At 65.7% G+C, this 25,794-nt stretch carries 18 protein-coding genes, 2 tRNA genes and 9 pseudogenes; 12 read left to right on the top strand and 17 right to left on the bottom strand.

Features of this window, described 5'->3' with window-relative positions; genetic code table 11:
* Nucleotides 1–92: 92 nt before the first annotated feature.
* The 7 genes and pseudogenes from ACSJDS_RS11165 to ACSJDS_RS11135 all read right to left on the bottom strand — a co-directional run bounded on the left by ACSJDS_RS11165 (nucleotide 93) and on the right by ACSJDS_RS11135 (nucleotide 6,113).
* A pseudogene (locus ACSJDS_RS11165) lies at nucleotides 93–1,335 on the bottom strand (uracil-xanthine permease family protein).
* A 111-nt stretch (nucleotides 1,336–1,446) separates the two neighbouring features.
* Nucleotides 1,447–2,076 carry a uracil phosphoribosyltransferase gene (gene upp, locus ACSJDS_RS11160; protein ID WP_473033340.1) on the bottom strand — a complete coding sequence of 210 codons (630 nt, stop codon included), beginning with the start codon at nucleotides 2,074–2,076 and terminating at the stop codon, nucleotides 1,447–1,449.
* A gap of 163 nt (nucleotides 2,077–2,239) precedes the next feature.
* Complete coding sequence (gene ung / locus ACSJDS_RS11155; protein ID WP_473033339.1) at nucleotides 2,240–2,923, bottom strand: uracil-DNA glycosylase; 684 nt, start codon at nucleotides 2,921–2,923, stop codon at nucleotides 2,240–2,242.
* 3 nt (nucleotides 2,924–2,926) lie between these two features.
* The gene (gene gpt / locus ACSJDS_RS11150) at nucleotides 2,927–3,403 is read right to left on the bottom strand and encodes a xanthine phosphoribosyltransferase (RefSeq protein WP_473033338.1); all 477 of its coding nucleotides are present in this window, start codon (nucleotides 3,401–3,403) and stop codon (nucleotides 2,927–2,929) included.
* A 10-nt stretch (nucleotides 3,404–3,413) separates the two neighbouring features.
* Nucleotides 3,414–3,959: an adenine phosphoribosyltransferase gene (locus tag ACSJDS_RS11145; protein WP_473033337.1), complete on the bottom strand. Its 546-nt coding sequence runs from the start codon at nucleotides 3,957–3,959 to the stop codon at nucleotides 3,414–3,416.
* A 22-nt stretch (nucleotides 3,960–3,981) separates the two neighbouring features.
* Entirely contained in the window at nucleotides 3,982–5,283 is a 1,302-nt protein-coding gene (locus tag ACSJDS_RS11140) for an NCS2 family permease (protein ID WP_473033336.1), read from the bottom strand.
* 203 nt (nucleotides 5,284–5,486) lie between these two features.
* Complete coding sequence (locus tag ACSJDS_RS11135) at nucleotides 5,487–6,113, bottom strand: riboflavin synthase subunit alpha (RefSeq protein WP_473033335.1); 627 nt, start codon at nucleotides 6,111–6,113, stop codon at nucleotides 5,487–5,489.
* A gap of 587 nt (nucleotides 6,114–6,700) precedes the next feature.
* Here ACSJDS_RS11135 and ACSJDS_RS11130 point away from each other — a divergent pair.
* The 4 genes and pseudogenes from ACSJDS_RS11130 to ACSJDS_RS11115 all read left to right on the top strand — a co-directional run bounded on the left by ACSJDS_RS11130 (nucleotide 6,701) and on the right by ACSJDS_RS11115 (nucleotide 9,838).
* Nucleotides 6,701–7,774 (top strand): methionine ABC transporter ATP-binding protein, encoded by a 1,074-nt coding sequence (locus ACSJDS_RS11130; protein WP_473033334.1) that lies wholly within the window; start codon nucleotides 6,701–6,703, stop codon nucleotides 7,772–7,774.
* Nucleotides 7,755–8,407: pseudogene (locus tag ACSJDS_RS11125) on the top strand (methionine ABC transporter permease). The gene ACSJDS_RS11130 and the pseudogene ACSJDS_RS11125 overlap by 20 nt, the downstream one beginning before the upstream one ends.
* Nucleotides 8,408–8,482: 75 nt before the next feature.
* Nucleotides 8,483–9,298 (top strand): MetQ/NlpA family ABC transporter substrate-binding protein, encoded by an 816-nt coding sequence (locus ACSJDS_RS11120; protein ID WP_473033333.1) that lies wholly within the window; start codon nucleotides 8,483–8,485, stop codon nucleotides 9,296–9,298.
* A 72-nt stretch (nucleotides 9,299–9,370) separates the two neighbouring features.
* Nucleotides 9,371–9,838 (top strand): GAF domain-containing protein, encoded by a 468-nt coding sequence (locus tag ACSJDS_RS11115; protein ID WP_473033332.1) that lies wholly within the window; start codon nucleotides 9,371–9,373, stop codon nucleotides 9,836–9,838.
* A 78-nt stretch (nucleotides 9,839–9,916) separates the two neighbouring features.
* Here ACSJDS_RS11115 and ACSJDS_RS11110 read toward each other — a convergent pair.
* Both ACSJDS_RS11110 and ACSJDS_RS11105 read right to left on the bottom strand, forming a co-directional pair.
* Nucleotides 9,917–9,993: transfer RNA gene (locus ACSJDS_RS11110), tRNA-Val, on the bottom strand.
* Nucleotides 9,994–10,026: 33 nt separating this feature from the next.
* Nucleotides 10,027–10,103, bottom strand: a tRNA-Val gene (locus ACSJDS_RS11105).
* Nucleotides 10,104–10,398: 295 nt separating this feature from the next.
* Between ACSJDS_RS11105 and ACSJDS_RS11100 the strand changes: the two genes are divergently transcribed.
* Together ACSJDS_RS11100 and glpD are read left to right on the top strand one after the other, a co-directional pair.
* A complete protein-coding gene (locus ACSJDS_RS11100; RefSeq protein WP_473033331.1) occupies nucleotides 10,399–11,157 on the top strand; it encodes a DeoR/GlpR family transcriptional regulator in 759 nt (252 codons plus the stop codon).
* Between the two features lie 151 nt (nucleotides 11,158–11,308).
* Nucleotides 11,309–12,815 (top strand): annotated as a pseudogene (gene glpD, locus ACSJDS_RS11095) (glycerol-3-phosphate dehydrogenase).
* 21 nt (nucleotides 12,816–12,836) lie between these two features.
* Here glpD and ACSJDS_RS11090 read toward each other — a convergent pair.
* Complete coding sequence (locus tag ACSJDS_RS11090; protein WP_473033330.1) at nucleotides 12,837–14,216, bottom strand: class II fumarate hydratase; 1,380 nt, start codon at nucleotides 14,214–14,216, stop codon at nucleotides 12,837–12,839.
* 295 nt (nucleotides 14,217–14,511) lie between these two features.
* On the opposite strand from ACSJDS_RS11090, the gene ACSJDS_RS11085 reads away from it, so the two are divergent.
* The 3 genes from ACSJDS_RS11085 to ehuB all read left to right on the top strand — a co-directional run bounded on the left by ACSJDS_RS11085 (nucleotide 14,512) and on the right by ehuB (nucleotide 16,570).
* Nucleotides 14,512–14,892, top strand: a complete 381-nt coding sequence (locus ACSJDS_RS11085; RefSeq protein WP_473033329.1) for a phasin family protein — start codon at nucleotides 14,512–14,514, stop codon at nucleotides 14,890–14,892.
* Nucleotides 14,893–15,048: 156 nt separating this feature from the next.
* Nucleotides 15,049–15,603 (top strand): carboxypeptidase-like regulatory domain-containing protein, encoded by a 555-nt coding sequence (locus ACSJDS_RS11080; protein ID WP_473033328.1) that lies wholly within the window; start codon nucleotides 15,049–15,051, stop codon nucleotides 15,601–15,603.
* 106 nt (nucleotides 15,604–15,709) lie between these two features.
* On the top strand, nucleotides 15,710–16,570 hold the full coding sequence (ehuB, locus tag ACSJDS_RS11075) for an ectoine/hydroxyectoine ABC transporter substrate-binding protein EhuB (RefSeq protein ID WP_473033327.1): 861 nt from the start codon (nucleotides 15,710–15,712) through the stop codon (nucleotides 16,568–16,570).
* A 30-nt stretch (nucleotides 16,571–16,600) separates the two neighbouring features.
* Here ehuB and hda read toward each other — a convergent pair.
* Both hda and ACSJDS_RS11065 read right to left on the bottom strand, forming a co-directional pair.
* Nucleotides 16,601–17,301, bottom strand: a pseudogene (hda, locus tag ACSJDS_RS11070) (DnaA regulatory inactivator Hda).
* Nucleotides 17,298–18,373, bottom strand: a pseudogene (locus ACSJDS_RS11065) (AI-2E family transporter). Before ACSJDS_RS11065 ends, hda begins: the two co-directional pseudogenes overlap by 4 nt.
* 157 nt (nucleotides 18,374–18,530) lie before the next feature.
* Between ACSJDS_RS11065 and purM the strand changes: the two are divergent.
* Together purM and purN are read left to right on the top strand one after the other, a co-directional pair.
* Nucleotides 18,531–19,606 (top strand): annotated as a pseudogene (gene purM, locus ACSJDS_RS11060) (phosphoribosylformylglycinamidine cyclo-ligase).
* Nucleotides 19,603–20,343, top strand: a complete 741-nt coding sequence (purN, locus tag ACSJDS_RS11055) for a phosphoribosylglycinamide formyltransferase (protein ID WP_473033326.1) — start codon at nucleotides 19,603–19,605, stop codon at nucleotides 20,341–20,343. The pseudogene purM and the gene purN overlap by 4 nt, the downstream one beginning before the upstream one ends.
* Nucleotides 20,344–20,460: 117 nt before the next feature.
* Here the strand turns inward: purN and dcd are convergent.
* From dcd to ACSJDS_RS11030, 5 genes and pseudogenes are all read right to left on the bottom strand, one after another.
* Nucleotides 20,461–21,026: pseudogene (gene dcd, locus ACSJDS_RS11050) on the bottom strand (dCTP deaminase).
* Nucleotides 21,027–21,147: 121 nt separating this feature from the next.
* Nucleotides 21,148–21,950 (bottom strand): annotated as a pseudogene (gene apbC, locus ACSJDS_RS11045) (iron-sulfur cluster carrier protein ApbC).
* Between the two features lie 162 nt (nucleotides 21,951–22,112).
* Nucleotides 22,113–23,234, bottom strand: coding sequence for a hypothetical protein (locus tag ACSJDS_RS11040; RefSeq protein ID WP_473033325.1), 1,122 nt, complete (start codon nucleotides 23,232–23,234; stop codon nucleotides 22,113–22,115).
* 183 nt (nucleotides 23,235–23,417) lie between these two features.
* Nucleotides 23,418–23,830 (bottom strand): annotated as a pseudogene (gene arfB / locus ACSJDS_RS11035) (alternative ribosome rescue aminoacyl-tRNA hydrolase ArfB).
* A gap of 10 nt (nucleotides 23,831–23,840) precedes the next feature.
* Nucleotides 23,841–24,443: a hypothetical protein gene (locus ACSJDS_RS11030; protein ID WP_473033324.1), complete on the bottom strand. Its 603-nt coding sequence runs from the start codon at nucleotides 24,441–24,443 to the stop codon at nucleotides 23,841–23,843.
* A 369-nt stretch (nucleotides 24,444–24,812) separates the two neighbouring features.
* On the opposite strand from ACSJDS_RS11030, the gene ACSJDS_RS11025 reads away from it, so the two are divergent.
* The gene (locus ACSJDS_RS11025; protein WP_473033323.1) at nucleotides 24,813–25,715 is read left to right on the top strand and encodes a serine hydrolase domain-containing protein; all 903 of its coding nucleotides are present in this window, start codon (nucleotides 24,813–24,815) and stop codon (nucleotides 25,713–25,715) included.
* Nucleotides 25,716–25,794 lie beyond the last annotated feature (79 nt).

The raw sequence follows: 25,794 nt of genomic DNA, 5'->3' as shown, positions 1-25,794 counted from the left end.
TAGGCAAGCCGGGGGTGCCATGACACCGGAGAGGTAGTGACAGCCGCCCGGCGGGGTGATCTCCCCATCCCCCGCCTAGGCCATGGCGGGACTCACTCGTCCTCTTCCGCCCCGGGGAGCACCCAGTTGAGCAGGATCCCCACCAGGGCGGCGAGGCTCACCCCCTGGAGGGTGAACTGACCGCCGCCGAACTGCATGCCGCCGATACCGAACACCAGGATCAGCGACACCACCACCAGGTTGCGGGGGGCCGTCAGCGAGTGGCCGGCGCGCACCAGGGTGTTCATGCCCACCACGGCGATGGAACCAAACAGCAGGGTCATGATGCCCCCATCACCGGCCCCGGAATGGTCTGAAGCAGCGCACCGAGCTTGGCGACGAAGGCCAGGCCGATGGCGATGCAGGCGGCGACCACCATGATCCTGGGATTGAAGGCGCGGGTCAGGGTCACCGCCCCGGTGACCTCGGAGTAGGTGGTATTGGGCGGGCCGCCGAACAGTGCCGCCGTGGAGGTGGCCAGACCATCGCCCAGCAGGGTACGGTGCAGGCCGGGCTTCTCCAGGTAGTTCTTGCGGGTCACCGAGCCGATCGCCACCATGTCGCCGATATGCTCCACCGCCGGGGCGATGGCCACCGGGATCATGAACAGGATCGCCGCCCAGTGAAAGCTCGGCGCGGTGAAGCTCGGGATCGCCAGCCAGGCGGCCTCGGTCACCGGCGAGAAGTCGACGACGCCCATCAGCAGTGCCAGCAGATAGCCGGTGGCGATCCCCCCATGATCGGAATGAGCCGCAGCAGCCCCCTACCGAATACCGCCAGCACCAGGGTCACCAGCAGGCTCGCCATGGAGAGGAAGATGGCGGCACCGTAGTCGATGTGATCGCTGGTCTCGCCGGTCGCCATGCTCACCGCCACCGGGGCCAGCGCCAGGCCGATCACCATGATCACCGGCCCCACTACCACCGGCGGCAGCAGGCGATGCAGCCAGGCGGTGCCCTTCAGGCGAACCGCCTGGGAGATGGCCACATAGACCAGGCCCGCCGCCAGCAGCCCGCCCATGGTGGCCGGCACGCCGAAGCTGGCCACCGACCCCTGGATCGGCGCGATGAAGGCGAACGACGAGGCGAGAAAGACCGGCACCGTGACCCGCGTCACCCCGTGGAACACCAGGGTACCGACGCCGGCGGTGAACAGCGCCACGCTGGGATCGAGCCCGGTGAGCAGCGGCACCAGCACCAGGGCACCGAAGGCCACGAAGAGCATCTGGGCCCCGGTGAGCAGGGTCTTGAGCGGGGAATCGATCGTTACCGGTGCGGCCGCCGAGTGGTCCGTCATGGAAAGTCTCCAGTGTAATGAGAGAAAAGATGGGGCATGCCCCCGGCAAAACGCCCCTGGATCGGAAATCTCAGGGGCGTTCGGGATGTGCCGTCAGGAACCGGGAAACCCTTAGCGGGTGCCGAAGATCTTGTCCCCGGCGTCGCCGAGCCCGGGCACGATATAGCCGTTTTCGTCGAGATGGTCATCGACCCCCGCGGTGTAGATCTCGATGTCCGGGTAAGCGTCCTGCACTCGCTTGATGCCTTCCGGAGCGGCCACCAGCACGATCACCTTCATGTGCTTGCAGCCGCGATCGCGCAGCATGTCGAGGGTGGCCACCATGGTGCCGCCAGTCGCCAGCATGGGGTCGATGACGATGGCCAAACGCTCATCCAGTTCACCGGCGAACTTGGCGAAGTAGGGCACCGGCTCCAGGGTCTCTTCGTCGCGATAGAGGCCGACCACGCTGATTCGCGCGCTGGGGATCAGGTCGGTGACCCCATCGAGCATGCCCAGCCCGGCGCGCAAGATCGGCACGATGGTGACCTTCTTGCCCTTGAGCAGCTGCACCGGAATCTTGTTGCCGCTCCAGCCGTCGATCTCCTGGGTCTCCACCTCCAGGTCCTGAGTCGCTTCGTAGGTGAGCAGTTTGGCCAGCTCGCCGGCCAGTTCCCGGAAGCTCTTCGTGCTGATACCGGCTTCGCGCATCAGCCCCAGCTTGTGCTGGACCAGCGGATGTTGGATGGCATGAACGCTCATGGGCAGACCTCTTCGACGGCGGGATGGGGCGGAGACGACCTTTGTCGCATGGACGCCTGGGACAAATTGCGGGCCATTCTACCCGCATCCTGTGCTGAGTTGTAGGCGGCGCTCTCGGAGCTGATCCGCCGGGGCTAATCCGTCGACAAATTAACCAATCGCTCTACGGCGTCTCCGGCAGCTGCCAGTCGATGGGCGTACGGCCCTGCTCGGCGAGAAAGGCGTTGGCCCGGGAGAAGTGGTGGTTGCCGAAGAAGCCGCGATGCGCCGAGAGCGGCGAGGGGTGCGGCGACTCCAGCACCAGATGCCGGGAAGTGTCCACCAGCGCCCTCTTCTGCCGAGCGTGGCTGCCCCAGAGCAGAAACACCGAGGGTTCGGCGTGGTCACTGACCGCACCGATGGCGCGGTCGGTGAAGGTTTCCCAGCCCTGGCCGCGATGCGACCCCGCCCTGCCCTGCTCCACCGTCAGCGAGGTATTGAGCAGCAGCACGCCCTGACGCGCCCAGTGCTCGAGACAGCCGTGCTCGACCGGCCGGAAGCCCACGTCGGCCGCCAGCTCCTTGTAGATATTGACCAGCGAGGGCGGAACGCGCACCCCCGGGCGTACCGAGAAGCAGAGCCCGTGAGCCTGGCCGGGGCCGTGGTAGGGGTCCTGACCCAGAATCACCACCTTGACCCGCTCCAGCGGGGTGAGCTCGAAGGCCCGGAACCAGTGTGACGAATGGGGATAGATGACCTTCCTGGCGGTTTTTTCAGCGGCCAGGAAATCACGTAGCCCTTGCATGTAGGGGGCCTGGAATTCCTCACCCAGCCACTGCTGCCAGCTGTCGGGAAGCGGCGCGGACATGGCTCAGCGCTTGACCTGATCGACCAGCGGCTCGACGTAGGCGATGCCCATGTCCCAGGGGAACTGGATCCAGCAGTCCTGGGCCACTTCGGTGAGGTACTGATCGACGAGCGGGCGGCCATCCGGCTTGGCGTAGACGGTGACGAAGTGTGCCTTCGGCATCATCTCGCGCACCTTGCGGGCCGTCTTGCCGGTATCGACCAGGTCATCGACCAGCAGCCACCCCTCACCGTCGTGATCGACGCCCTTGATCACATCGAGCCCGCCCTGGTCCATGTGGTCGTAGCTCTTGATGCAGACGGTATCGATCAGCCGCACGTTGAGCTCGCGGGCGATCAGCGCCGCGGGAATCAGCCCGCCGCGGGTGATGGCGACGATGCCCTTGAAGTCACGCTCAACCAGGCGGTGGCACAGCTCGCGCACGTCGCGATGCAGCTGGTCCCAGGAGACGGTGAAATGCTGGTGGTAGCGGTTGCTCATTGCCGTTGTCTCACTCGTCTTCGTTGAAAGAGCAGACCGCGAAGACGCCAAAGCCCGCCTCGCGAATCTTCTGCGACCCGCCGATCTCCGGCAGGTCGATGATGGTGGCAGTCTCCACCACTTGGCCGCCGCTGCGGGTGATCAGCTTGGCGGCCGCCAGCATGGTGCCGCCGGTGGCGATCAGGTCGTCCATCACCAGAATACGGTCGCCCTCGCGGAAGGCGTCCGAGTGCAGCTCTACCTCGCTTTGACCGTACTCCAGGGTATAGGTCTCGCTGATGGTGCGAAACGGCAGTTTGCCCTTCTTGCGCACCGGCACGAAGCTGCAACCCAGCTCATAGGCCACCGGCGCGCCGATGATGAAGCCCCGGGCATCGATGGCCGCGATGGCATCCAGCTCCATGTCCTGATAGCGGTGCACGAAGCTGTCGATCAGCTTGCGAAAGGCCGACCGGTTCTGCAGCAGCGGCGTGATGTCGCGGAAATTGACCCCCGGCTGCGGCCAGTCGGGGACGGTACGAATCACGGACTTGATATAGTCGCCGTAGATACTCATCGCGGGTCTCAGTGAAGGGTGATCAGTCAAGGAACAGGAATTTCAGCACGAACAGGATCGCCAGCACCACCACCGCCGGGTTGAGGTCCCGGAAGCGCCCGGAGAGCGCCTTGATGGCAGCGTAGCTGATGAAGCCCAGGGCAATGCCCTCGGCGATCGAGAAGGTCAGCGGCATGGCCAGGGCAGCGATCAGCACCGGGGCAGCATCGGTGGGGTCTTCCCAGTTGGCATGGGCCAGGCTGCCGGCCATTAGCACCGCCACATAGAGCAGCGCACCGGCGGTGGCGTAGGCGGGAATCGAGCCGGCCAGCGGGGCGAAGAACAGGCTGATCAGGAACAGGCCGGCTACGACCACCGCGGTCAGCCCGGTGCGCCCGCCGGAAGCAATGCCGGCAGTGGATTCGATGTAGCTGGTGGTGGTCGAGGTGCCCAGCAGCGAGCCGGCCATGGAGGCACCGCTATCGGCCATCATGGCACGGTTGAGGCGCGGCAGCTTACCGTCCTTGTCGAGCAGCTTGCCGCGATGCGCCACGCCCACCAGGGTCCCGGAGGTATCGAACAGATCGACGAACAGGAAGGCGAAGATCACGCTGAGCATGGCCACATCCAGGGCGCCCGCGAAATCCAGGGCCATGAAGGTCGGCGCCATGGAGGGCGGCATCGACATCAGCCCGCCATACTCGTTGTGCCCCAGCACGATGGCCACCACGGTGACGCCGAGGATACCGATCATCACCGCCCCGGTAATGCGCAGGTAGGCCATGGCGGTGATGGCGAAGAATCCCAGGAGCGCATAGATGGCAGCGGGCTCGGAGAGATCGCCCAGCGCCACGTAGGTGGCCGGATTGGAGACGACGATGCCGGCGTTTTTCAGTGCGATCATGGCCAGGAACAGGCCGATGCCGGCGGCGATTCCCAGCCGCAGGGAGAGCGGGATCGAGTGGATGATCCACTCTCGCACCTTGAAGACGCTGAGCAGGAAGAAGCAGAAACCGGAGAAGAACACCGCGCCCAGCGCCGCCTCCCAGGTGTAGCCCATGCCCAGCACGACCCCGTAGGTAAAGAAGGCGTTGAGCCCCATGCCGGGCGCCTGCGCAATGGGGTAGTTGGCCCACAGCCCCATGATCAGACAGCCAATGGCCGCGGCCAGGCAGGTGGCGACGAAGACCGCGCCGTAGTCCATGCCCGCTTCCGACAGGATGCTGGGGTTGACGAAGATAATGTAGGCCATGGTCAGGAAGGTGGTGATCCCGGCAATGACCTCGGTCTTGATGCTGGTGTTGTGTTCCGTCAGCTTGAAGTGCTTGTCGATCAGGCGATTCATGATGGCGTTCCTGCGCTGGGGCTGGCTCATGGACCAGAGGGAGCGAGAAAAGCCGCACATGGTACCCAAAGGCCGCCAGCGATGCGAGGCTGGCGGCTACCACCATGATGCGGCACGGTTGGCTCTGTATAAGCAAACCACGGGCCAAGCGCCAGCTAGGCTACCAACGCAGACTTGACGAAACGGTCAGCACGGCGCCGGTTTCACACTCCCCGGGCCGCCAGCACTCGCTCGACGGTCTCGACGATGACCTGGGTCTGGGGATCGACCTCGATATTGACCCGGTCGCCAGGCACTCGATCCACCAGGGTGGTGCGCGCCAGGGTCTCGGGAATCAGGTTGACGCAAAAGCGCGGTGCCTGCGCCGCGACACGGCGCACTTCGCCGATGGTCAGACTGATGCCGTCCACCCCGACATAGCCCTTGTCGAACAGGAAGCGCCCCAGCGCCTCGGGCACTTCGAACCACAGCCGGCGGTTGTTGGGCGTTTCGTCCAATTCGACCAGCTCGGCCATGGTCATGACGTGGCCGGACATGGCGTGACCGCCGATCTCGTCGCCGAAACGCGCCGCCCGCTCGATATTGACGCGATCGCCCACCTGGAGCGCACCAAGATTGGTCACTTCCAGGGTCTCGCGCATCAGATCGAAGCTGATCCGCTCACCGTCGATGGCGGTCACGGTCAGGCAGACACCGTTGTGGGCCACCGAGGCGCCCAGCTCGAGCCCTCGGTGCAGCGCCTCCGGCAGGGCCACGACGTGGGTACGAAATGCTTCGGCCTCCTTGATGGCGACGATCTCCGCCGTTCCCTGAACGATGCCTGTGAACATGAGCGCTCCTCACGCAGCGCCCGCCATGGCGGGCGAATGAAATGAAAATGAAATGAAAGAGAGGCAGTGTAGGAACTCACCGGCATGGCGTCCATCCATACGCCACCGGCCCCGCCATCTAAAAGAAAATGGTTCATCGCAGACTGGCGTGAACTGGCTTTGTGGGAGGGAGCTTCAGCTCGCGAAGTAGCGCGCAGCGCTACCCATGGGCGCCTGCGGCGCCTTCGCCCGGCAGAGCCGGCCTCCCACTATAAAACCTGCCAAACATGTTCACGCTAAAGTGCGAAGAACCAAGAAAATAACAAAAGTCGGATAGCCATTGTGCAGGCCTTTCCCCTAGCAGGGCCGGATAACCGCCGAAACATGCACCGCCAGGATTGACAGCCTTCGCCTTTGGTCGTAACATCACCGACTAACATTCAAGGCGCCGATTTGTACCCGGATTGCGGGCGCCCATGTCGAGAACTCGGCATGAAGTGCAGCTAAAAGGGTGTGTCCAGCGTTGATGGCCACCCGTCAGGGTGGCCTTTTTTTGCTGCCAGCTGCCGCACCCCGCATCGACACGGCGCCGGCGAGCGGAAACCAGCATGATCACACTACGCAACGTCTCCAAGACCTACTACCCCAAGGGGCAGCGGAAGGGCACCAAAGAGAGCGACCCCACTGCCGTGGTCGCGCTGAAGAACGTCGACCTGCACGTCCCCGAGGGCAGCATCCACGGCGTCATTGGCCTATCAGGCGCCGGCAAGTCCACGCTGATACGCTGCATCAACCTGCTGGAACGGCCCAGCGGCGGCAGCGTCAGCGTCGACGACCAGGAAATGACCCGCCTGTCGGCCGCCGCGCTGAACCAGGCCCGCCACCGTATCGGCATGATCTTTCAGCACTTCAATCTGCTAACCACCCGCAGCGTCTACGACAACGTGGCCCTGCCGCTGGAGCTGATGGGCATGAAGCGCACCGCCATCCGCGAGCGGGTACTGCCGCTGCTGGAACTGGTGGGCCTCGAAGACAAGGCGCGCCAGTACCCGGCCCAGCTCTCGGGCGGCCAGAAACAGCGCGTGGCGATTGCCCGGGCGCTGGCCAGCGAGCCCAAGGTGCTGCTCTGTGACGAAGCCACCTCTGCCCTGGACCCCCAGACCACCGGCTCGATCCTGACGCTACTGCGCGACATCAACCAGCGACTCGGCCTGACCATCCTGCTGATCACCCATGAGATGGAGGTGGTGAAATCGATCTGCCACCGCGTCAGTTTGATCTCGGGTGGCGAACTGGTCGAGGAGGCCGAGGTGGGCGATTTTTTCACCGCCCCGCGCACCTGGCTCGGCCGAGAGTTTCTCAACGACTTCCTGAAGCTCGAGCCTCCCAAGGCGCTGATCGAGCGCCTCAAGACAACGGCCGGCCCCCACACCCACCCGGTGGTCCGCCTCGCCTTCTCCGGCGACGCCGTGGCCACACCGCTGATCTCTCGGCTGGCCCGCGACTGCCAGGTGGACGTCAGCATTTTGCAGGCCAAGGTGGAATCGATCCAGGAACGCACCCTGGGATTGATGATCGCCGAGCTGCTGGGCCCCGCGGACAAGACCCGCCAGGCCATCGACTATCTCGAATCCCATGACCTACACGTGGAGGTGCTCGGCCATGTCCAGCGCGATGATTGAGCTGATCCTGCGAGCCACCCTCGACACGCTTTATATGGTGGCCGTCTCCGGGATCATCGCCGCCCTGCTCGGCGTGCCACTCGGCGTACTGCTGTACGTGACCCGCCCCGGTCAGATCATGGCCCACCCGACCCTCAACCGGGTACTGGGCGTCATCACCAATATCGGGCGCTCCATCCCCTTCATCATCCTGATGGTGGCGATCATCCCCTTCACCCGGATGCTGGTGGGCACCTCGATCGGCACCAACGCCGCCGTGGTACCGCTGACCATCGCCGCCATCCCCTTCGTTGCGCGCCTGGTGGAAGGTGCCCTCAACGAGATCTCGCCCGGGCTGATCGAGGCCGCCCAGTCGATGGGCGCCACGCCCTGGCAGATCATCGGCAAGGTGCTGCTACCCGAGGCCCGCGGCGGCATCATCACCGGCCTGACCATCACCGTGGTGACCCTGGTCAGCTATCGGCCATGGCCGGCGCCGTGGGTGGCGGCGGCCTGGGCGACCTGGGGATTCGCTACGGCTACAACCGCTTCAATCCCACCGTCATGCTGATCACGGTGGCGATCCTGGTGGTAATGGTACAGGGCTTCCAGAGCCTGGGTGACTACCTGGTACGCAAGAGCGATCGAAAGTAGTGCCCAGGACGTCACCCTGACCCAGCCATCGACGACACGCCGCCGCTGGCGGCACACGATAAAGGAGAATGCCCCATGCCCCTCACCCCGACCCGCCTGCTGGGCGCCGCCATTCTGGTCGGCGCCGCCCTGCTGACCGCCTGCGGCAACGACGGCGGCGACGCCGACAGCCGCTCGATCACGGTCGGCACCATGTCCGGCCCCGAATCCGAGGTGATGGAGGTGGCCGTCCAGCTCGCCAAGGAGCGCTACGATCTCGACGTGGAGATCATCGAGTTCACCGACTATGTCTCGCCCAACTCGGCGCTGGCCGACGGCAGCCTGGATGCCAATGCCTTCCAGCACGAGCCGTATATGCAGGGCATGGTGGACGACCGCGGCTATGACCTGGTGGTAGCCGGCTACACCTTCGTCTATCCCATCGGCGCCTACTCGGAAAAGCATGCCAGCATGGATGAGCTTCCCGAGCGGGCCATCATCGCCCTGCCCAACGACCCCACCAACGGCGGGCGGGCGATGATCCTGATGCACAATGCCGGCCTCATCACCCTGGATGACCCCGACAACCTTGAGGCCACCCCGGTCAACGTAATCGACAACCCTCAGGGCCTGCGCTTCCGCGAGATCGAAGCGGCCCAGCTGCCTCGCGTGCTGCCCGACGTGGACCTGGCCTTCATCAACAATACCTTTGCCCAGCCCGCCGGCCTGCGCCTGGATGATGCCCTGATCAAGGAGGGACCGGACTCCCCCTACGTCAACCTTATCGCGGTGCGAGCCGGCGACGAGGAGCGCGAGGAGATCCAGCAGCTGGTGTCCGCCTATCAGAGCGACGCGGTTGCCGCCAAGGCGCTGGAGCTGTTCGACGGTGGCGCGGTACCCGGCTGGGAGTAAACTGAACGGGTTTAGGGGCCGGCCTTGCGCCGGCCCTGTCATTTCGGGAATGGCAACCAAGGAGCCGACACGATGCCCGACTATGCCCTGCTGGCCCGCCAACTCGAGGCCCTGCTCGACACTCGCGACTGGCTAACCAACAGCGCCCAGACCTGCGCCTTTCTGATGCAGACGATCCCGGACCTGAACTGGGCGGGGTTCTATCTGCAGCGCGAGCCCGAGGTGCTGTCGCTGGGCCCCTTCCAGGGCAAGCCCGCCTGCCACCCTATCCCCTTCAGCAAGGGGGTCTGCGGCGCGGCCGCGCGCAGCCGGCAAACCCAGCGCATCGACGACGTCCACGCCGTGGCCGACCACATCGCCTGCGATGCCGCCTCCCGCGCGGAGCTGGTGATACCGGTGGTAGTCGATGAACACCTGTGGGGCGTACTGGACCTGGACAGCCCGCAACAGGAGCGTTTCAGCGCCGAGGACCAGGCCGGCATCGAAGCGCTGGTCGCCGTCTTCGTCACCCGCTCCGACCTTGCCCCAACGGCTGAGTGACACGCACCGCCATCGAACGGCGAGAGACCCAGACGCAACACGCCCCCGCTGCCAAGGGCAGCGGGGGCGTGTCAAATCTGGTAGGACCAGGCGGATTTGAACCGCCGACCTCCACGATGTCAACGTGGCGCTCTAACCAACTGAGCTATGGTCCTGACGCTATCACGGCGGCGAAAGCAGGAAGACGCTGGTAGGACCAGGCGGATTTGAACCGCCGACCTCCACGATGTCAACGTGGCGCTCTAACCAACTGAGCTATGGTCCTGCTGTGCGCTTCTTGCCGAGTGCTTGCCAGATAAGACACGGGGCGCCCGATCCGGCCGGCTCGCTGCGGCAACGGATGCGTATTCTACCCATTCACCGGACGAATGCAAGCCCGATATAACATCTTGTGGATCAGGCAGTTGTCGATCGACGCAGGGTACCTGCTGGGCACCTTGCCCGCGGGAGAATGTTCGATTCTGCGCACGCGGGAAAGCGCCTGGTCGCCTTCGACAATCGCATCCCTGCCGAGAACGGCAACGATGGCATACAATAGGGCCGATCGACAGGGAGCCACCATGAACCAGCAGCTACGTCAGGATGCCATCATCGATCTGGTCCGTCGTCAGGGCTATGCCAGCATCGAGCAGCTTACCGAGCATTTCGCCGTCACCCCCCAGACGATCCGTCGCGATCTCAACACCCTGGCCGGCGAAGGCCTGATTCGGCGCGTCCACGGCGGCGCCGGTCTCGAGTCCAGCACCGTCAACACCGCCTACAGCACCCGCAAGAACCTCAACCTCGAGGCGAAACGGCGCATCGCCGCCCTGCTGGCCCAGCAGATTCCCGACCACGCCTCCCTGTTCATCAATATCGGCACCAGCAACGAAGTCGTGGCGGAGGCCCTGCTGGAACACCAAGGACTCGAGGTGATCACCAACAACCTCAACGTGGCGGCGATCCTTCAACACAAGGAGGATTTCAACGTGATCATCGCAGGCGGCCAGGTGCGCTCTCGAGACGGCGGGATCATCGGCGAGGCCACCATCGATTTCATCAACCAGTTCAAGGTCGACTTCGGCATCATCGGCATCAGCGGCATCGACGAGGACGGCTCGCTGCTCGAGTTCGACTACCAGGAAGTCCGCGTGGCCCAGGCCATCATCCGCAACTCGCGCCAGGTGTTCCTGGCCGCCGACCACTCCAAGTTCCATCGCAACCCGGTGGTACGCCAGGGCAACATTGCCCAGCTGGACGCTCTATTCACCGACCGCGAGCCCCCCGAAGCCATCGCCCGGCTGCTGCGCGCCCACGACGTCGCCCTGCATATCGCCTGATCCTCCCGCCGGAAGCTTCACGAGCGCTCTCTGGCGAAGGCGCGCAAGGCGATGTCGGCGCTTGATGTTCGTTTTCGATTGTTCTATTTTCGTTTTCAAACATCCCATGTTCGACATGGGCAAGTGCGCGACAGTCAGCCGGAGCCTCGCCATGGCCAGCCCCCCCACCGATCCGCTCGATCTCTTCGTCATCGGCGGCGGCATCAACGGCGTCGGCATCGCCAACGATGCGGCCGGCCGCGGCCTCTCCGTGGCCCTGTGTGAGCAGGCCGACCTGGCCAGCGCCACCTCTTCGGCAAGCAGCAAGCTGATCCATGGCGGGCTGCGCTACCTGGAGCACCGCGAGTTCCGGCTGGTGGGCGAAGCCCTGCGGGAGCGGGAACGCCTGCTCGACAAGGCGCCGCATATCATCTGGCCGCTACGCTTCATCCTGCCGCATCGCGCCGACCTGCGTCCGGCCTGGATGATCCGCGCCGGGCTGTTCCTCTACGACCACCTGGGGCGGCGCAGGCGACTGCCCGGCTCGCGCAGCCTGCGCTTCGGCTCCGATGGGCCGCTCAAGCCCGAGATCCTGCGTGGCTTCGAGTATTCCGATTGCTGGGTAGACGATGCCCGCCTGGTGCTGGTCAATGCGCTTCAGGCGCAGGAACATGGCGCCGAAATCCTGACACGCACGCGCTGTATTGCCGCCCGCGAGGCGCAGGGCCACTGGCACCTCGAGCTGGAAGACACCCAGCGCGGCGTGCGCTTTCAACGTCGCGCCAGGGCACTGGTCAACGCCGGCGGCCCCTGGGTGGAGCGCATCGTACGCGAGCAGGCCGGGCGCGACTCACGCTACGGAATCCGCATGATCCAGGGCAGCCACCTGGTGGTTCCCCGCCTCAACGCCGACGAGCGTGCTTACATCCTGCAGAACAGCGACCGGCGCATCGTGTTTCTGCTGCCCTATGAGGAAGACTTCAGCCTGGTGGGTACCACCGACCGGCGCTATACCGGCGACCCGGCTCAGGTCTCCGCCAGCGAGACGGAGATCGACTATCTGCTTGGGGTCGTCAACGCACATTTTCGTCGCCAGCTGAGTCGCGAGGATGTGGTCACCACTTTCTCCGGCGTCCGACCGCTGTGTGACGACGAGTCGTCCGAGCCTGCGGCAATGACCCGCGACTACACCCTGGCCCTGGACCCTGACGGCGCCCCGCTGCTGTCAGTCTACGGCGGCAAGATCACCACCTACCGGAAGCTGGCCGAGGCGGCCCTGCGCCAGCTGACCCCTCGACCTGCCCACCATGGGTCCCGGTTGGACGGAGAAGACGCGGCTTCCCGGCGGCGATATCGTCAGCCAGACCGCCTTCATCAGCCGCCTGCTGGCGGACTATCCATGGCTCGGCATGACCCGCGCACGCCGCTTTGCCCGCAGCTACGGCACCCTCTGCCTTCGCTTCCTCCAGGGTGCCGCCTGCATGGCCGACCTCGGCGAGGATTTCGGCGCCGGCCTGAGTGCCGCCGAGGTCGACTATCTGATCGATCGGGAGTGGGCCACCTGCGCCGACGACATCCTGTGGCGCCGCACCAAGCTCGGACTGCGATTGAGCACCCGGCAAATCGAGCGCCTCTCACACTACATCGCGGCGCGGCGACGGGCGCAGGCAGCCGCCTGATCGAGCCGACCCCGCCGCCGGCTACTCCGGTATGCCGCCGTGGGTGAGGCGCGCCGGGTCGAGCAGGCGTTCCAGCTCCTCGCGGCTTAGCTCGGTCTGCTCTTCGGCGACCTCGATGATCGGCCGACCGGCCTGGTAGGCCTGCTTGGCGATGGCCGCCGCGGCGTCGTAGCCGATCACGCCGTTCAGGGCGGTCACCAGGATGGGGTTGCGCGCCAGCGGCCCGGCGAGATTGTCCTCGCGGACCCGGAAACCGGCAATCGCCCGGTCGGCCAGCAGCTGGGCGGTGTTGCTCATCAGGGTGATCGAGGTCAGCAGGTTGTGGGCGATCAGCGGCAGCATCACGTTGAGCTGAAAGTTGCCGCTCTGCCCGGCCACGGTGACCGCCGTATCCAGCCCGATGACCTGGGCCGCCGCCTGGGCCGCTGATTCGGGAATCACCGGATTGACCTTCCCCGGCATGATCGAGCTGCCCGGCTGCAGCGCCTCCAGTTCGATCTCGCCGAGCCCGGCCAACGGCCCGGAATTCATCCAGCGCAGGTCGTTGGCGATCTTCATGACCACGCAGGCCAAGCCACGAAGCTGGCCGGAGAGCTCCACGGCGGCATCCTGGGAGGCCAGGCTGGCAAAGAAGCTGTCATTGGGCGAGAGCGCCAGCCCGGTCTGATCGCCCAGCTCTCGGGCCATGCGGGCGGCAAAGTCGGGATGGGCATTGATGCCGGTGCCCACCGCCGTGCCGCCCTGGGCCAGCCGCGTCAACCGCAGCATGGCGCTATCCAGGCGCTCCATGGCCTGCCCCACCTGACTCGACCAGCCGCCGAGCTCTTGGCTGAGCCGCAGCGGCATGGCATCCATGAGATGAGTCCGACCGGTCTTGACCACGCCGTCAAGCGCCTCGGCGCGAGTATCGATGGTCTCACGCAGGTGGAGCAGCGCCGGGCGCAGCCGTGCGGTGACCTCCAGGGCCGCCGAGAGATGGATGGCGGTGGGGATCACGTCGTTGCTCGACTGCCCCATGTTGACGTGGTCGTTGGGCCCCACCGGCACGCCTTCGGCGCTGGCCAGGTGGGCGATCACCTCGTTGACGTTCATGTTGCTGGAGGTGCCCGAGCCGGTCTGGAAGACATCCACGGGGAACTGGTCATCGTGGCGCCCCTCGATGATCGCCTGGGCCGCGGAAGCAATGGCCTCGGCTCGCACGGCGTCCAGCAGCCCCAGCTCGTGATTGACCCGCGCCGCGGCCATCTTGATGCGGGCGATGGCGTGGATGAAGGCCACCGGCATCGGCTGTCCGGAGACCGGAAAATTGTCGACCGCCCGCTGGGTCTGGGCGCCGTACAGGGCGTCCTTGGGGACCTTGAGCTCCCCCATGCTGTCACGTTCGATACGATGCTCGCTCATGGCGACCTCCTTGGTCGGTATCGATGACTTTCCTTACCTTGGTCGCGCCACGCCCCTCATGCAAGCCTGACTCTGACTCGCCGATGATCATAACGGCGAACGCGGCACCCGCCTGCCCACCGCCCGCCGCCAGTGGCACCAGGCGGCAGCGTGCTCGCCGGCCTCCCCTTCCTGTGCCGTTTCGCGACCAAGAGGCCATTCAATGTTGCACTGCACAAACCACTTTGCTATTGTGCATCGCAACAGGACGGAATTCCCGTTCCACATCACATCAAGAGCCCCGGAGGTTCCTATCATGATCAGCCAGTTCAGCTTCGATCCCAAGCAGTTCGACACCAAGCAGGTCGAGTCGATGTTCTTCGCTCCGGCCCGCGCCTATGCCGCCCTGAGCGTCGACTTCACCGAGAAGCTGGTCAATGCCCAGCTCGACGCCACCAAGGCCTACACCGACACCGGCCTGGCCCAGGTGCGCAACCTGCTCAACGTCAAGGACGCCGAAGGCCTGCGCAGCTACCTGGAAGGCCAGCAGGGCGTTGCCAAGGAGCTGACCGAGCGCCTGAAGGGTGACGCCGAGAAAGTGGTCTCCCTGCAGCAGGACTTCGTCCAGCAGAGCCAGAAGCTGGCCGAGAGCAACGTCAAGCAGGCGCAAGAAGCGGCCACCAAAGCTGCCAAGTAAGCCCGCCGGCCGGCCGCTCGCCGGCACTGCAGGGCCAAGCAAGGAACCCGCCAAACGGCGGGTTCCTTGCGTTGGGTGGCCCGCCCCACGGTTGCGCGCCTCTGCGGATCGTATATGCTGCGAATGCACGGGGCCCAATCACGAGGATGCAATCGCATGAAAGCCTGGATACCGGTGGCCTTGCTGGGTCTTGCCCTCTCAGGGTGCCAGATGATGGAGCCCCGCCCCGCCCTGCCTCCCGAACGCATCGAAGTCATCGATATCGGTACCGAGCGCGCCCCGGACGTCGAGCGCGACGCCCCCAGGACCACCACGCCTGGCCGCATCCCACGGCAGGTCAGCTTTCCGGAGGCGGAATATGCGGCGTTGCCAACAACCGGTACCGCTGCCGTCAGCGGCCGCCTGGCCCTGAACGGCGTAGCCGGGGCGGGCGAAACCATCTCCGTGGCCCCTGTCACCACCTACTCGGCCGAAGCCGCGGAAAACGCCCTGGCCGGGCGCGCCGTGGAACCGGCGGACCCACGAGCCAGAGAGTACACCCACACCGTTCGTACCGACGGCAACGGCAACTTCACCGTGAACGGCCTGCCGCCGGGGGAGTTCTACGTATCGGGCAGCATGATCGACCCGCGAAGCGGTGAGCGACAGATCATCATCCGCCAGGTCACCCTGCACAATGGCCGGTCCCTGCAGGTCAACCTGAGCCGCTGAGGCGCCACCGCCTGGCAGCCCACCGGCGTGTCGCCTATGTTGTGGCCAAAGGCCTGTGGCGAAGGGCCGCCGAGGTCATGCAATCCGACACAGCGGAGGGGCGGAGATGAGTCACGTCAACAGCGCCGGCTGGCCGATGCGGCTGGTCATCGGGACGCTTGCGGTCGGCCTGGCGCCGGCGAGCGCCGCCACCCTTGAGGAGGTACGCGAGCGCGGCATCCGGATCGCCGTGGCCGACGAAGTGCCTTACGGCTACCTGGACGCCGACGGCGAGCCACGCGGCGCAGGCCCGGAGGTGGCACTTCACCTCATGGAGACACTGGAGATCGACGATATCGAGTGGATTGTCACCGATTTCAGCGATCTCATCCCGGGGCTGCGTGAGGGGCGCTTTGACATGGCCGCTGCTGAAATGGCGATCCTGCCCCATCGCTGCGAGCAGATCCTCTACTCCGAACCCAACACCACCTATGGTGAAGGGCTGCTGGTGCGTGCCGGCAACCCCCTCGAACTGCAAGCCTACGAGGACTTCGCCGGGCGCAACGAGTTTCGGGTCGCCGTCATGGCGGGCGCCGATCAGCGCGACACCCTGATGGGCCTTGGCGTACCCGAGGAGAAGCTCGTCACCATCGAACGTAATGAGCAGGCCATCGACGCCATCCTCGACGGCAACGCCGACGCCTACGCGGCCACCGGCCTGACCGTGACCGCCCTGGATCAGCAGAGCCAGGAGGTAGAGGCGGCCATGGATTTCGTCGACCCGATCCTCGACGGCGAGGAGGTGCGAAGCTGGGGCGGCTTTAGCTTCGGCCCCGAGTCCGAGTCGCTGCGCGACGCCGTCAACGAGGCGCTGCTCGCTTACAAGCCCACTCGTGCCTGGGAGCGAACCCTGGTGGAGAACGGCTTCTCCCAGGAAGACGTGCTCAACGCCTTCAAGTACCGCACGGAACAGCTATGCCAGCGGTGAGGCGGCGGGCCGACGACCATCCGGCGCCCCCTACCAGCCCAGCGCCTGCTTGACGAAGGGAATGGTCAGCTTGCGCTGGGCGGACAGCGAGGCGCGATCCAGTGTCTCCAGCGCCTCGCACAGCTCGCCCAGGCCGCGCGGGCCACGATGCAGAATGTAGCGGGCCACTTCGTCGGGCAGCTGCATGCCGCGCACCCGGGCCCGCAGCTGAAGCGCCAGCAGCCGCTGGGTGTCATCGAGCCCCTGGAGATGGAAGGTCATTCCCCAGCTAAGGCGAGACGCCAGGTCGGGGAGCTTCACCGGCAGCTGACGGGGCGCGACGTCAGCCGCCACGACCAGCCGCTTGCCCGCATCGCGCAGCCGATTGAAGGCGTGAAAGAGGCCCTCTTCCCAGCGTCGCCGACCCACCACCACCTCGATGTCGTCGATCGCCACCAGATCGAGGCGCTCGACTTCCTCGAGCATCAGCGGCGGAAAATGCCCAAGCTCGTTGAGCGGCAGGTAGAGCGCGCGCAGGTCACGGTCGGAGGCGGCATGACAAGCCGCCTGCAATAGATGCGTACGCCCGGTTCCCGGGCCCCCCACAGATACAGGAACGGCTCGCCGTTGGCATCGAACTGATGGACCAGGTGGTCCACCAGGCTGGCGTTGGCGCCAGACAGGAAGCTGGCGAAGGTGGCATCATCACGCAGCCCAACCCCCAGCGGCAGCTGCGCCGGTGCACGGCTCATGGCGACTCCTCATCCCGGGTGCGATGCCGTTGGGCATCATAGAGGCTACTGCGTTGGTAGCGATCCTTGAGTTCACGCAAGAGTACCATGATCACGGCGGCCGCCGGCAGCGCCAGCAGCACCCCGGTGAAACCGAACAGGTTCCCCCGGCCAGCACGGCGAAGATGACCGCCACCGGATGCAGCCCGATTCGATTGCCGAGCAGCTTGGGCTGAAGCACGGTGCTTTCGATGACCTGGCCGATGGTGAACACCACCACGACACCCAGCAGCGCGAGCCAGCTACCAAATTGGAAGAAGGCCACGATCAGCGCCACGCCGATACCGACGATAAATCCCAGAAAGGGCACGATGCTGGCAAGCCCGGAGATGATGCCGATCAGCAGACCAAAGCGCACCCCCATCAGGGTCAGACCGATGGCATAGACGGCCCCCAGGGTGAGCATCACCAGCAGCTGCCCGCGCAGGAAGGCCGAGAGCACCTCGTTGCAGCGCTCCACGATCCGCACGGCGTCGGGTTCCCACTGACGCGGCAGCAGGTTGCGCAGGCTGACGATGAAGCGCTTCCAGTCGAGCAGCAGATAGAAGGTCACCACCGGAATCAGTGCCACATAGGTGATCCAGGTGATCAGCGCCATGCCGGAGCGCCCCACCTGCCCCAGGAACTGGGCCAGGTAACCGCCCGCATCTTGCCAGTGATCGGCCAGGGTCTCCTGGAGATTATCCAGGTCGGCGGCCACATCGAGCCCCGTCCAGGCCTGGATCTGCGGTGCCAGGACGTTTTCCACCCACTCGAAGATCACCGGCACGACCAGCGCGAACTGACGCACCTGCTGTGCCGCCAGGGGAATCAGCACCAGCAGCCCCAGCCCCAGCAGCAGAATCATCACCAGAAACACCGCACATACCGCCAGCGGCCGCGATAGACCCAAACGCTGCAGGCGATTGGCCAAGGGGTCGGCCAGATAGGCAAGAATCATCCCGGCGATGAACGGCATCAGCATGGCTTCCAGCTGAAACAGCAGCCATACCACCACCACCGCCCCGATCAGCACCCACCATTCTCTGCGCATCGCTTGCTCCTCTGCTCGGCCCCGTCACGGCGATGCGGGCCGCGCGTCGTGATGCTACAATTCCGGCCCGATCATCCCCACCGACCGTCGGCCGGCAGGTGCCGAGCCTTGCCCATGCCGATGATGCATCGACAGCGATTCTCACACAGGACAGGCCATGACCGACTCCACCCCCGCCCAGCCGCCAAAGGCTTCGCTTAGCTACAAGGATGCCGGTGTCGACATCGATGCCGGCAACGCCCTGGTCGATCGCATCAAGGGCGTCGCCAAGCGTACCGCGCGCCCCGAAGTGCTGGGCGGCCTTGGCGGCTTCGGCGCTCTGTGCCAGCTACCCAGCGGCTATCGCGAGCCGGTGCTGGTGTCCGGCACCGACGGCGTCGGCACCAAACTGCGCCTCGCCATGGATCTGGGCCGCCACGACACCATCGGCATCGACCTGGTGGCCATGTGCGTCAACGACCTGGTGGTGGCCGGGGCCGAGCCGCTGCTGTTCCTCGACTACTATGCCACGGGCAAGCTCGATGTGGACATCGCCGCCGACGTGGTCACCGGTATCGGCGAGGGCTGCGAGCAGGCCGGCTGCGCACTGGTGGGCGGCGAAACCGCCGAAATGCCGGGCATGTACGAGGGCAGCGACTACGACCTGGCTGGCTTCTGCGTGGGCGTGGTGGAGAAATCCGAGATCCTGAGACGGCAGCCAGGTGGCCGAGGGCGACGTGCTGCTGGGCATCGCCTCATCGGGGCCCCACTCCAACGGCTACTCGCTAATCCGCAAGATTCTCGAGGTCAGCGAGGCCAGCCTGGATACCGCCCTGGAGGGCCAGGCCCTGGGCGACGCCCTGCTCGCCCCCACCCGCATCTACGTCAAGCCGCTGCTGTCGCTGATCAAGGAGAGCGGTGTGACCGTGCATGCGCTGTCGCATATCACCGGCGGCGGGCTGCTGGAGAATATCCCCGGGTGTTGCCCGACACCCTTGGCGCCCGTATCGACGTCGCCAGCTGGACGCGGCCATCGGTCTTCGACTGGCTGCAGGCTCAGGGCAACGTCGACGAGCATGAGATGCATCGCGTGCTCAACTGCGGCATCGGCATGGTCGTCGTGGTATCCGCCGACCAGGCCGACCAGGCCCGCGCCCATCTCCAGGCCCAGGGGAAACGGTCCACCGTATCGGCGAGATCGTGGCGCGCCAGGCCGGCGAAGAGGCGGTCAGGCTGGAGAATCTCACGGCATGAGCGACACCGACTATCAGAGCGACACCCTTCGCGACATCACCCCGGAACCCAGCGAGGCACGCCGGGTGGTGGTGCTGATCTCGGGCAGCGGCAGCAACCTGCAGGCGCTGATCGACGAACAGACCCACGACCGCCTGGGCGGCGAGATCGTGGCGGTCATCTCCAACGAGCCGGACGCCTACGGCCTGCAGCGTGCCCGCGAGGCAGGCATCGATGCCGTGGCGCTGCCGCATCGCGAGTACGAGAACCGCGACGCCTACGACGGCGCCCTGATCAAGGTGATCGAGCGCCACGAGCCCGACCTGATCGTGCTGGCCGGCTTCATGCGGATTCTCACGCCGCGTTTCGTGCAGCGCTACTTCGGGCGGATGCTCAACATCCACCCCTCGCTGCTGCCCGCCTATCAGGGCCTCAACACCCATGCCCGGGCGCTGGCCGACGGTGTGGCCGCTCACGGCTGCAGCGTGCACTTCGTCACCGAGGAGCTCGACGGCGGCCCGGTGGTGGTGCAGGCCGAGGTGGCGGTCGCGGGCGACGAGACCGAGGAGAGCCTCAAGGAGAAGGTGCACGCCCGGGAGCACCTGATCTACCCCATCGCCGTGAAGTGGTTCCTGGAGGGGCGCCTGAAGCTCGCCGCCGAGGGCGCCACCTTCGACGGCGTGCCCCTGCCCCCTCAGGGCCTGCGCCTCTCCCACGCCGACGCCGCCGAGGAGTTGGACGAGGATCAAGAAGTGTAAGCTGTAAGCTATGCTGTAAAAACAGCGTAAATTCAGCAAGATAAAGGACAACTCCGCCGGCCCCGGCCGGGTTTCCTTTCTTACGGCTTATGGCTTACAGCTCCCGGCGAAGCCGGGTCAGGTGCGGGGCAAGGTAACGCCCCGCTGCCCCATATACTTGCCGCCGCGGTCCTTGTAGGACGTCTCGCACACCTCGTCGGACTCCAGGAACAGCATCTGGGCCACCCCCTCGTTGGCGTAGATCTTGGCCGGCAGGTTGGTGGTGTTGGAAAACTCCAGGGTCACGTGCCCTTCCCACTCCGGCTCCAGCGGCGTGACGTTGACGATGATCCCGCAGCGCGCATAGGTGGACTTGCCCAGGCAGATGGTCAGCACGCTGCGCGGGATGCGGAAGTACTCCACGGTGCGTGCCAGGGCGAAGGAGTTGGGGGAATCACGCAGACATCCCCCTTGATGTCGACGAAGCTCTTCTCATCGAAGGCCTTGGGGTCGACCACCGCCGAATGGATATTGGTGAACACCTTGAACTCATCGGCGCAGCGCACGTCGTAGCCGTAGCTGGAGGTGCCGTAGGAGATCACCCGACGGTCGTTCACATAGCGCACCTGGTCCGACTCGAAGGGCTCGATCATGCCTTCCCGCTCGGCCATGCGGCGGATCCAGTTGTCGGATTTGATGCTCATCGAATCATCCTGAAAGAAAAACCGGGGCCGCCATGATAGCGGCCCCGGCGGCGAGCGTCACTGCCTGCGCCCATCCTGCTGGCGATTGCCGCTATCGGGGCGATCCGAGAGGTCGCCCTGATCACTCGTCGCTGAAGGAGATACTGGGCCCCTCGTCGGCCTGGCCCTGCACCTGCTCGGCCACCTGGCGGGCCATGTCGCGGAAGGTGGCAGCCACCTCGCCGTCGGGCTCGGCCACCACCGTGGGTTGCCCACCGTCCACCTGTTCCCGGATCGAGAGCGCCAGCGGCAGCCGCCCCAGCACCCGGGTCTCATACTCGGCGGCGATGCGCTCCCCGCCGCCCTCGCCGAAGACCGGCTCGGCGTGGCCGCACTGCGAGCAGACATGCAGGCTCATGTTCTCCACCACGCCGAGCACCGGCACGTTCACCTTGCGGAACATCTCGATGCCCTTGCGGGCGTCCAGCAGGGCGATATCCTGCGGGGTGGTGACGATCACCGCACCGCTCACCGGCACCTTCTGCGCCAGGGTCAGCTGGACATCTCCGGTCCCCGGCGGCATGTCGATGAACAGGACGTCCAGCGCCTCCCAGGCGGTCTGGGAAAGCAGCTGCTGGAAGGCGCCGGCCACCATGGGCCCTCGCCAGACCATGGGCTCGCGAATGTCGACCAGAAAGGCCATGGACATGGCCTGGATGCCGTGAGCCTGCAACGGACGAAAGCGGTTCTCACCGGCCGCCTCAGGCTTCACCCCTTCGGCGACCCCCAGCATCTGGGCCTGGCTGGGGCCGTAGATGTCCGCATCGAGCACGCCGACCCGGTAGCCCTCTGCGGCCATGGCCAGCGCCAGGTTGACGGTGACGGTGGACTTGCCCACCCCCCCTTGCCCGATGCTACGGCAACGACATGCTCGACCCCTTCGATCACGTCTCGCTCCTTGCACTGCTGCGCGGTGACGCCCCGACCCACCGGAGCGATGTGCAGCCAGTATAACGCGACGCCGCCTGCCTCCCGCAACCGATGCCGGAACGCACGACGGCGAGCCATCGCTCGCCGTCGTGGATCGCTACGCCAAGCAAGCGCGTCTCAGTCGTCGGCCTCCTGCGCCTCGGTTTCGGCTTCGACCTCCTCCATGCGCGCCTCCAGGTCGGCCAGTTCGCTGCGCCAGTTGGCAAGCTGACCTTCCAGCCGCTCGAGCTGCTCTTCACGACGCTCGACGCGCCCCTCGATATCGGCCAGCTCATCGCGGCCGATGCCGATGGCGATCATCAGGTCGTCACGCTCGACCCGGGCCTGCTCGAGCGCCGCCAGGGCCTCGTCGCGCTCGTCACGGGCCTCGCCCACCTCGCGCTCCACCTCGTCACGCCAGGCCTCCAGTGCCTCGATGTCATCCTCCAGTGCGGCCAGGATGGATTCACGCTCGGTGATCTCGGCGTTCAGGGCGTCAAGCCGCTCGTCCGCCTCCAGGATGGCATCTTCGATCGCTGCCAGCTCATTATCGGCCAGGTCTCGGGCGACCTCAGCCTCCTGGCGCTCATCGATGGCAATCTCACGCAGCTCTTCGGCCTCCTGGCGCGCCGCCTCGGCTTCCTGACGCGCCTCCTCGGCCTCCTGGCGCGCGTCCTCGGCATCGCTACGCGCCTGATCCACTGCCTCGTAGTCACCGCGCAGCGCGACCAGCGCCTCTTCGGCCTCGGCCTTCTCCGCCTGGTAGGCCTCGATATCGGCTTCCAGGGCAGCACGCTCATCCTGGAGCTCTGCCAAGCGCGCTTCGGTATCGGCCACCTCGGCTTCGAGACGCTCCAGCTCGGCTTGGGCGGCCTCCTGCTCCTCGGCCATGGCGGCTGCGGCCTCGGCCCGCTGCTCCTCGAGCTCGGTCAGCCGCGCCTCCATCTCAGCTTCGGCCGCTTGGCGCTCTTCTTCAACGGCCGCCACCGCCGCCTCGCGCTCCTCTTCCAGCTCGGCCAGACGGGCCTCCAGGGCCTCGATCTGCTCGCCGGCCTCATCACGCTCTTCCAGCTGGCTGACCAGCGCCTGATGCTCGCTCTCCATCGCCGACAGCTGCGACTCCAGGGCCTCGCTGTGATCGCGGTGGGAGCTGGCGCTGGACTGGGCGAAGATCGCCCAGACCACGCCAACCACCGCCACGGCCGCCAGCGCCTTGACGCGGTTATCCTGGAACAATGGGCTCTTGGGATTCTCCGACATGCGACATATCCTTCTGGTTAAGGCTGCGAATCGGTTGACGGCCAGTACGGGCCGCGCGTTACGAAGACATCGATTGCAGCATACATAGCGATCACGAATCAGGAAAGGGAGCATTATGTCGCGCGGCGGCTTGCGCTCGCCGAGGGCATTTCGATACGCCCGGCCTCTACCACCTCATTTCACTTACATATCGACCTTGCCTCTCAAGGCCTTGTGCTGGCCACGCTTTTTCTTGCTGTCCAGGCGGCGCTGCTTGGCGCCCTTGCTCGGCTTGGTGGCAATGCGCTTTTTCGGCGCATACATCACGCGTTTGATCAGGGCCTTGAGCCGGGCCAGCGCCTCTGCCCGGTTACGCTCCTGGGTACGATGGGTCTGCGCCTTGATGATCACCACGCCGTCACGGGTGATGCGCTGGTCGCCAAGCGCCAGCAGCTTCTCCTTGATCCCTTCCGGCAGGCTGGAGGCGCGAACATCGAAGCGCAGGTGAATCGCCGTCGCCACCTTATTGACGTTCTGCCCCCAGCCCCCTGGGCGCGCACCGCCTCCATCTCGACCTCATGGTCGGCAATCCTTACCTGTTGTGAGACTTCCAGCATCGTTTCTCCTTTAATGCTCATCATCCGAGACATCGACATGCCAGTTGGAGAGCCAGGGAATCCCCTGCACCCTGAACCCCAGGCGTCTGAGCCATCGGGCGACGGTCAGGTTAGATTGACGGGTGAGCCAGTAGGCCCGCGGATGAGGCACGAACTCGAGGCCAAACTCCTCACTATAGACCGGCTCGACGCCGGCCTTGTGGAAATGCGCATCCAGCCCTCGCTGCAACCCGACCACTCGCCAGGCATCAGCCTGCAGTGGAAAGGTACGCTCGATGCCTTCCGGCGCCAGCCTTGCCAGTTCGTGAGACCCGGTAGCCAGTTCATCCACCCCGCGCCCCAGCCCGCTGGGGGTCGGCCAGAGCAGGGCCGAGGCTCCCGCCAACAGGTGCCGGCGCCCTTCCACGTACCAGGCCCACTCCCCGTAGCTGTAGCGCACCAGCCCGCCCTGCTGGCGCGGCAACACCAGACTGGCATGGCGGCCATGGTCGAGCAGATAGATCGTGACCGGCTCGGCGGGCGCCGGGGGCGGTATCACGCGCCCCGCACAGCCGGCCAGCAGGATGCCGGCAAGCAGCAGCGACAGGCAGCGCAGGAAGGCGGCCGAGGCCATGTCAGACGGCAGCCCCGGGTCGTGTTTCGTCCCCTTCGCGGGGCGAATGATTCGACATTGGCCATACTGCCTCTCTTCCAAGGAGCCTGTAGCGCTTGACCAAGCGTGGAGAGATTCGAGGCTCCAGACACCTTAACTCGGGAACCCGACATGCCAAGCCTGCCTCGAAGGTCAGACCGGCAGCTGCAACGGCGGCCCCGACACGGAGTCACCCCGATGCCCAGATCACCGAAAGGCTCTCGCGCTGTGCGTCGCTGGCTGAGCCACCTGGTCATTATGCTGGCCCTGACAGCGACTTACCATGTTCAGGCAGACAATGCAGCCAATAGCGCTAGCGCGTCCGACCGGCGGGCCAGCGCCCTATCCCGCATGGTCGAGCAGGCTGAGGCGCTGCCCCGCCTGCATGCCTTGGTGGTGGCAGATGCCGGCGAGATCGTGCTCGAGCGCTCATTTGGCGGCCCCGGGGTCGAGCAGCCAACCAATGTGAAATCGCTCTCAAAGACGATCCTGGCCGCGCTGGTGGGGGCTGCCATCGAACGGGGTCTGATCGAGAGTCCCGAGCAACCGGTGGTTGAGCTGCTGGGCAACCTGGTGCCCAGCGACGCCGACCCCAGGGTCGGCGAGATCACGGTCGGGCATCTGCTCTCCCTGCAGGCAGGCCTGGAGCGCACCTCGGGTGCCAACTACGGCGCCTGGGTCGCGAGTGGCAACTGGGTGGCCGATGCGCTGTCGCGCCCCTTCGTCGACCGCCCCGGCGGGCGCATGCTCTACTCCACGGGCTCGAGCCACCTACTGTCGGCCGCCTTGACCCAAGCCAGCGGGGAGAGCACCCTCAGCCTGGCCCGGCGGCTGCTGGGCGAGGCGTTGGATATCGCCATCCCCGCCTGGCCTCGCGATCCCCAGGGGATCTATTTTGGCGGCAACGATATGCAACTGTCGCCGCGAGCACTGATCCAGCTCGGCGAGCTCTACCGAAACGACGGCGTGCACAACGGCAGCCGTATCTTGCCCGAGGGCTGGGTCGAGGCCTCGTGGACAGCCCGGGGCACCTCCCCCTGGACCCAGGACGGCTACGGCTATGGCTGGTTCGTGACCCAATTGGCCGGCATCACCGCCTACTACGGGCGCGGCTTTGGGGGCCAGGCGCTGTACGTGATTCCCGAGCGGGCACTGACAATCGCGATCACCTCCGACCCGCTGCCTCCCTCTCCTGGCGGACAGTTCCAACAACGGCTGCATAGGCTGGTGGAGACGCTTCTGGATGCCGAGTGAGACACGGCATCACTGTTGATGTAGCTTTGGCCGACACACTGTCAACTGCATCCTAGCAAGGGGCTTGCCGATCCACTAC

Source organism: Halomonas sp. SL18_1 (assembly GCF_055755715.1).
This window is presented reverse-complemented; position numbering and strand designations above follow the sequence as displayed.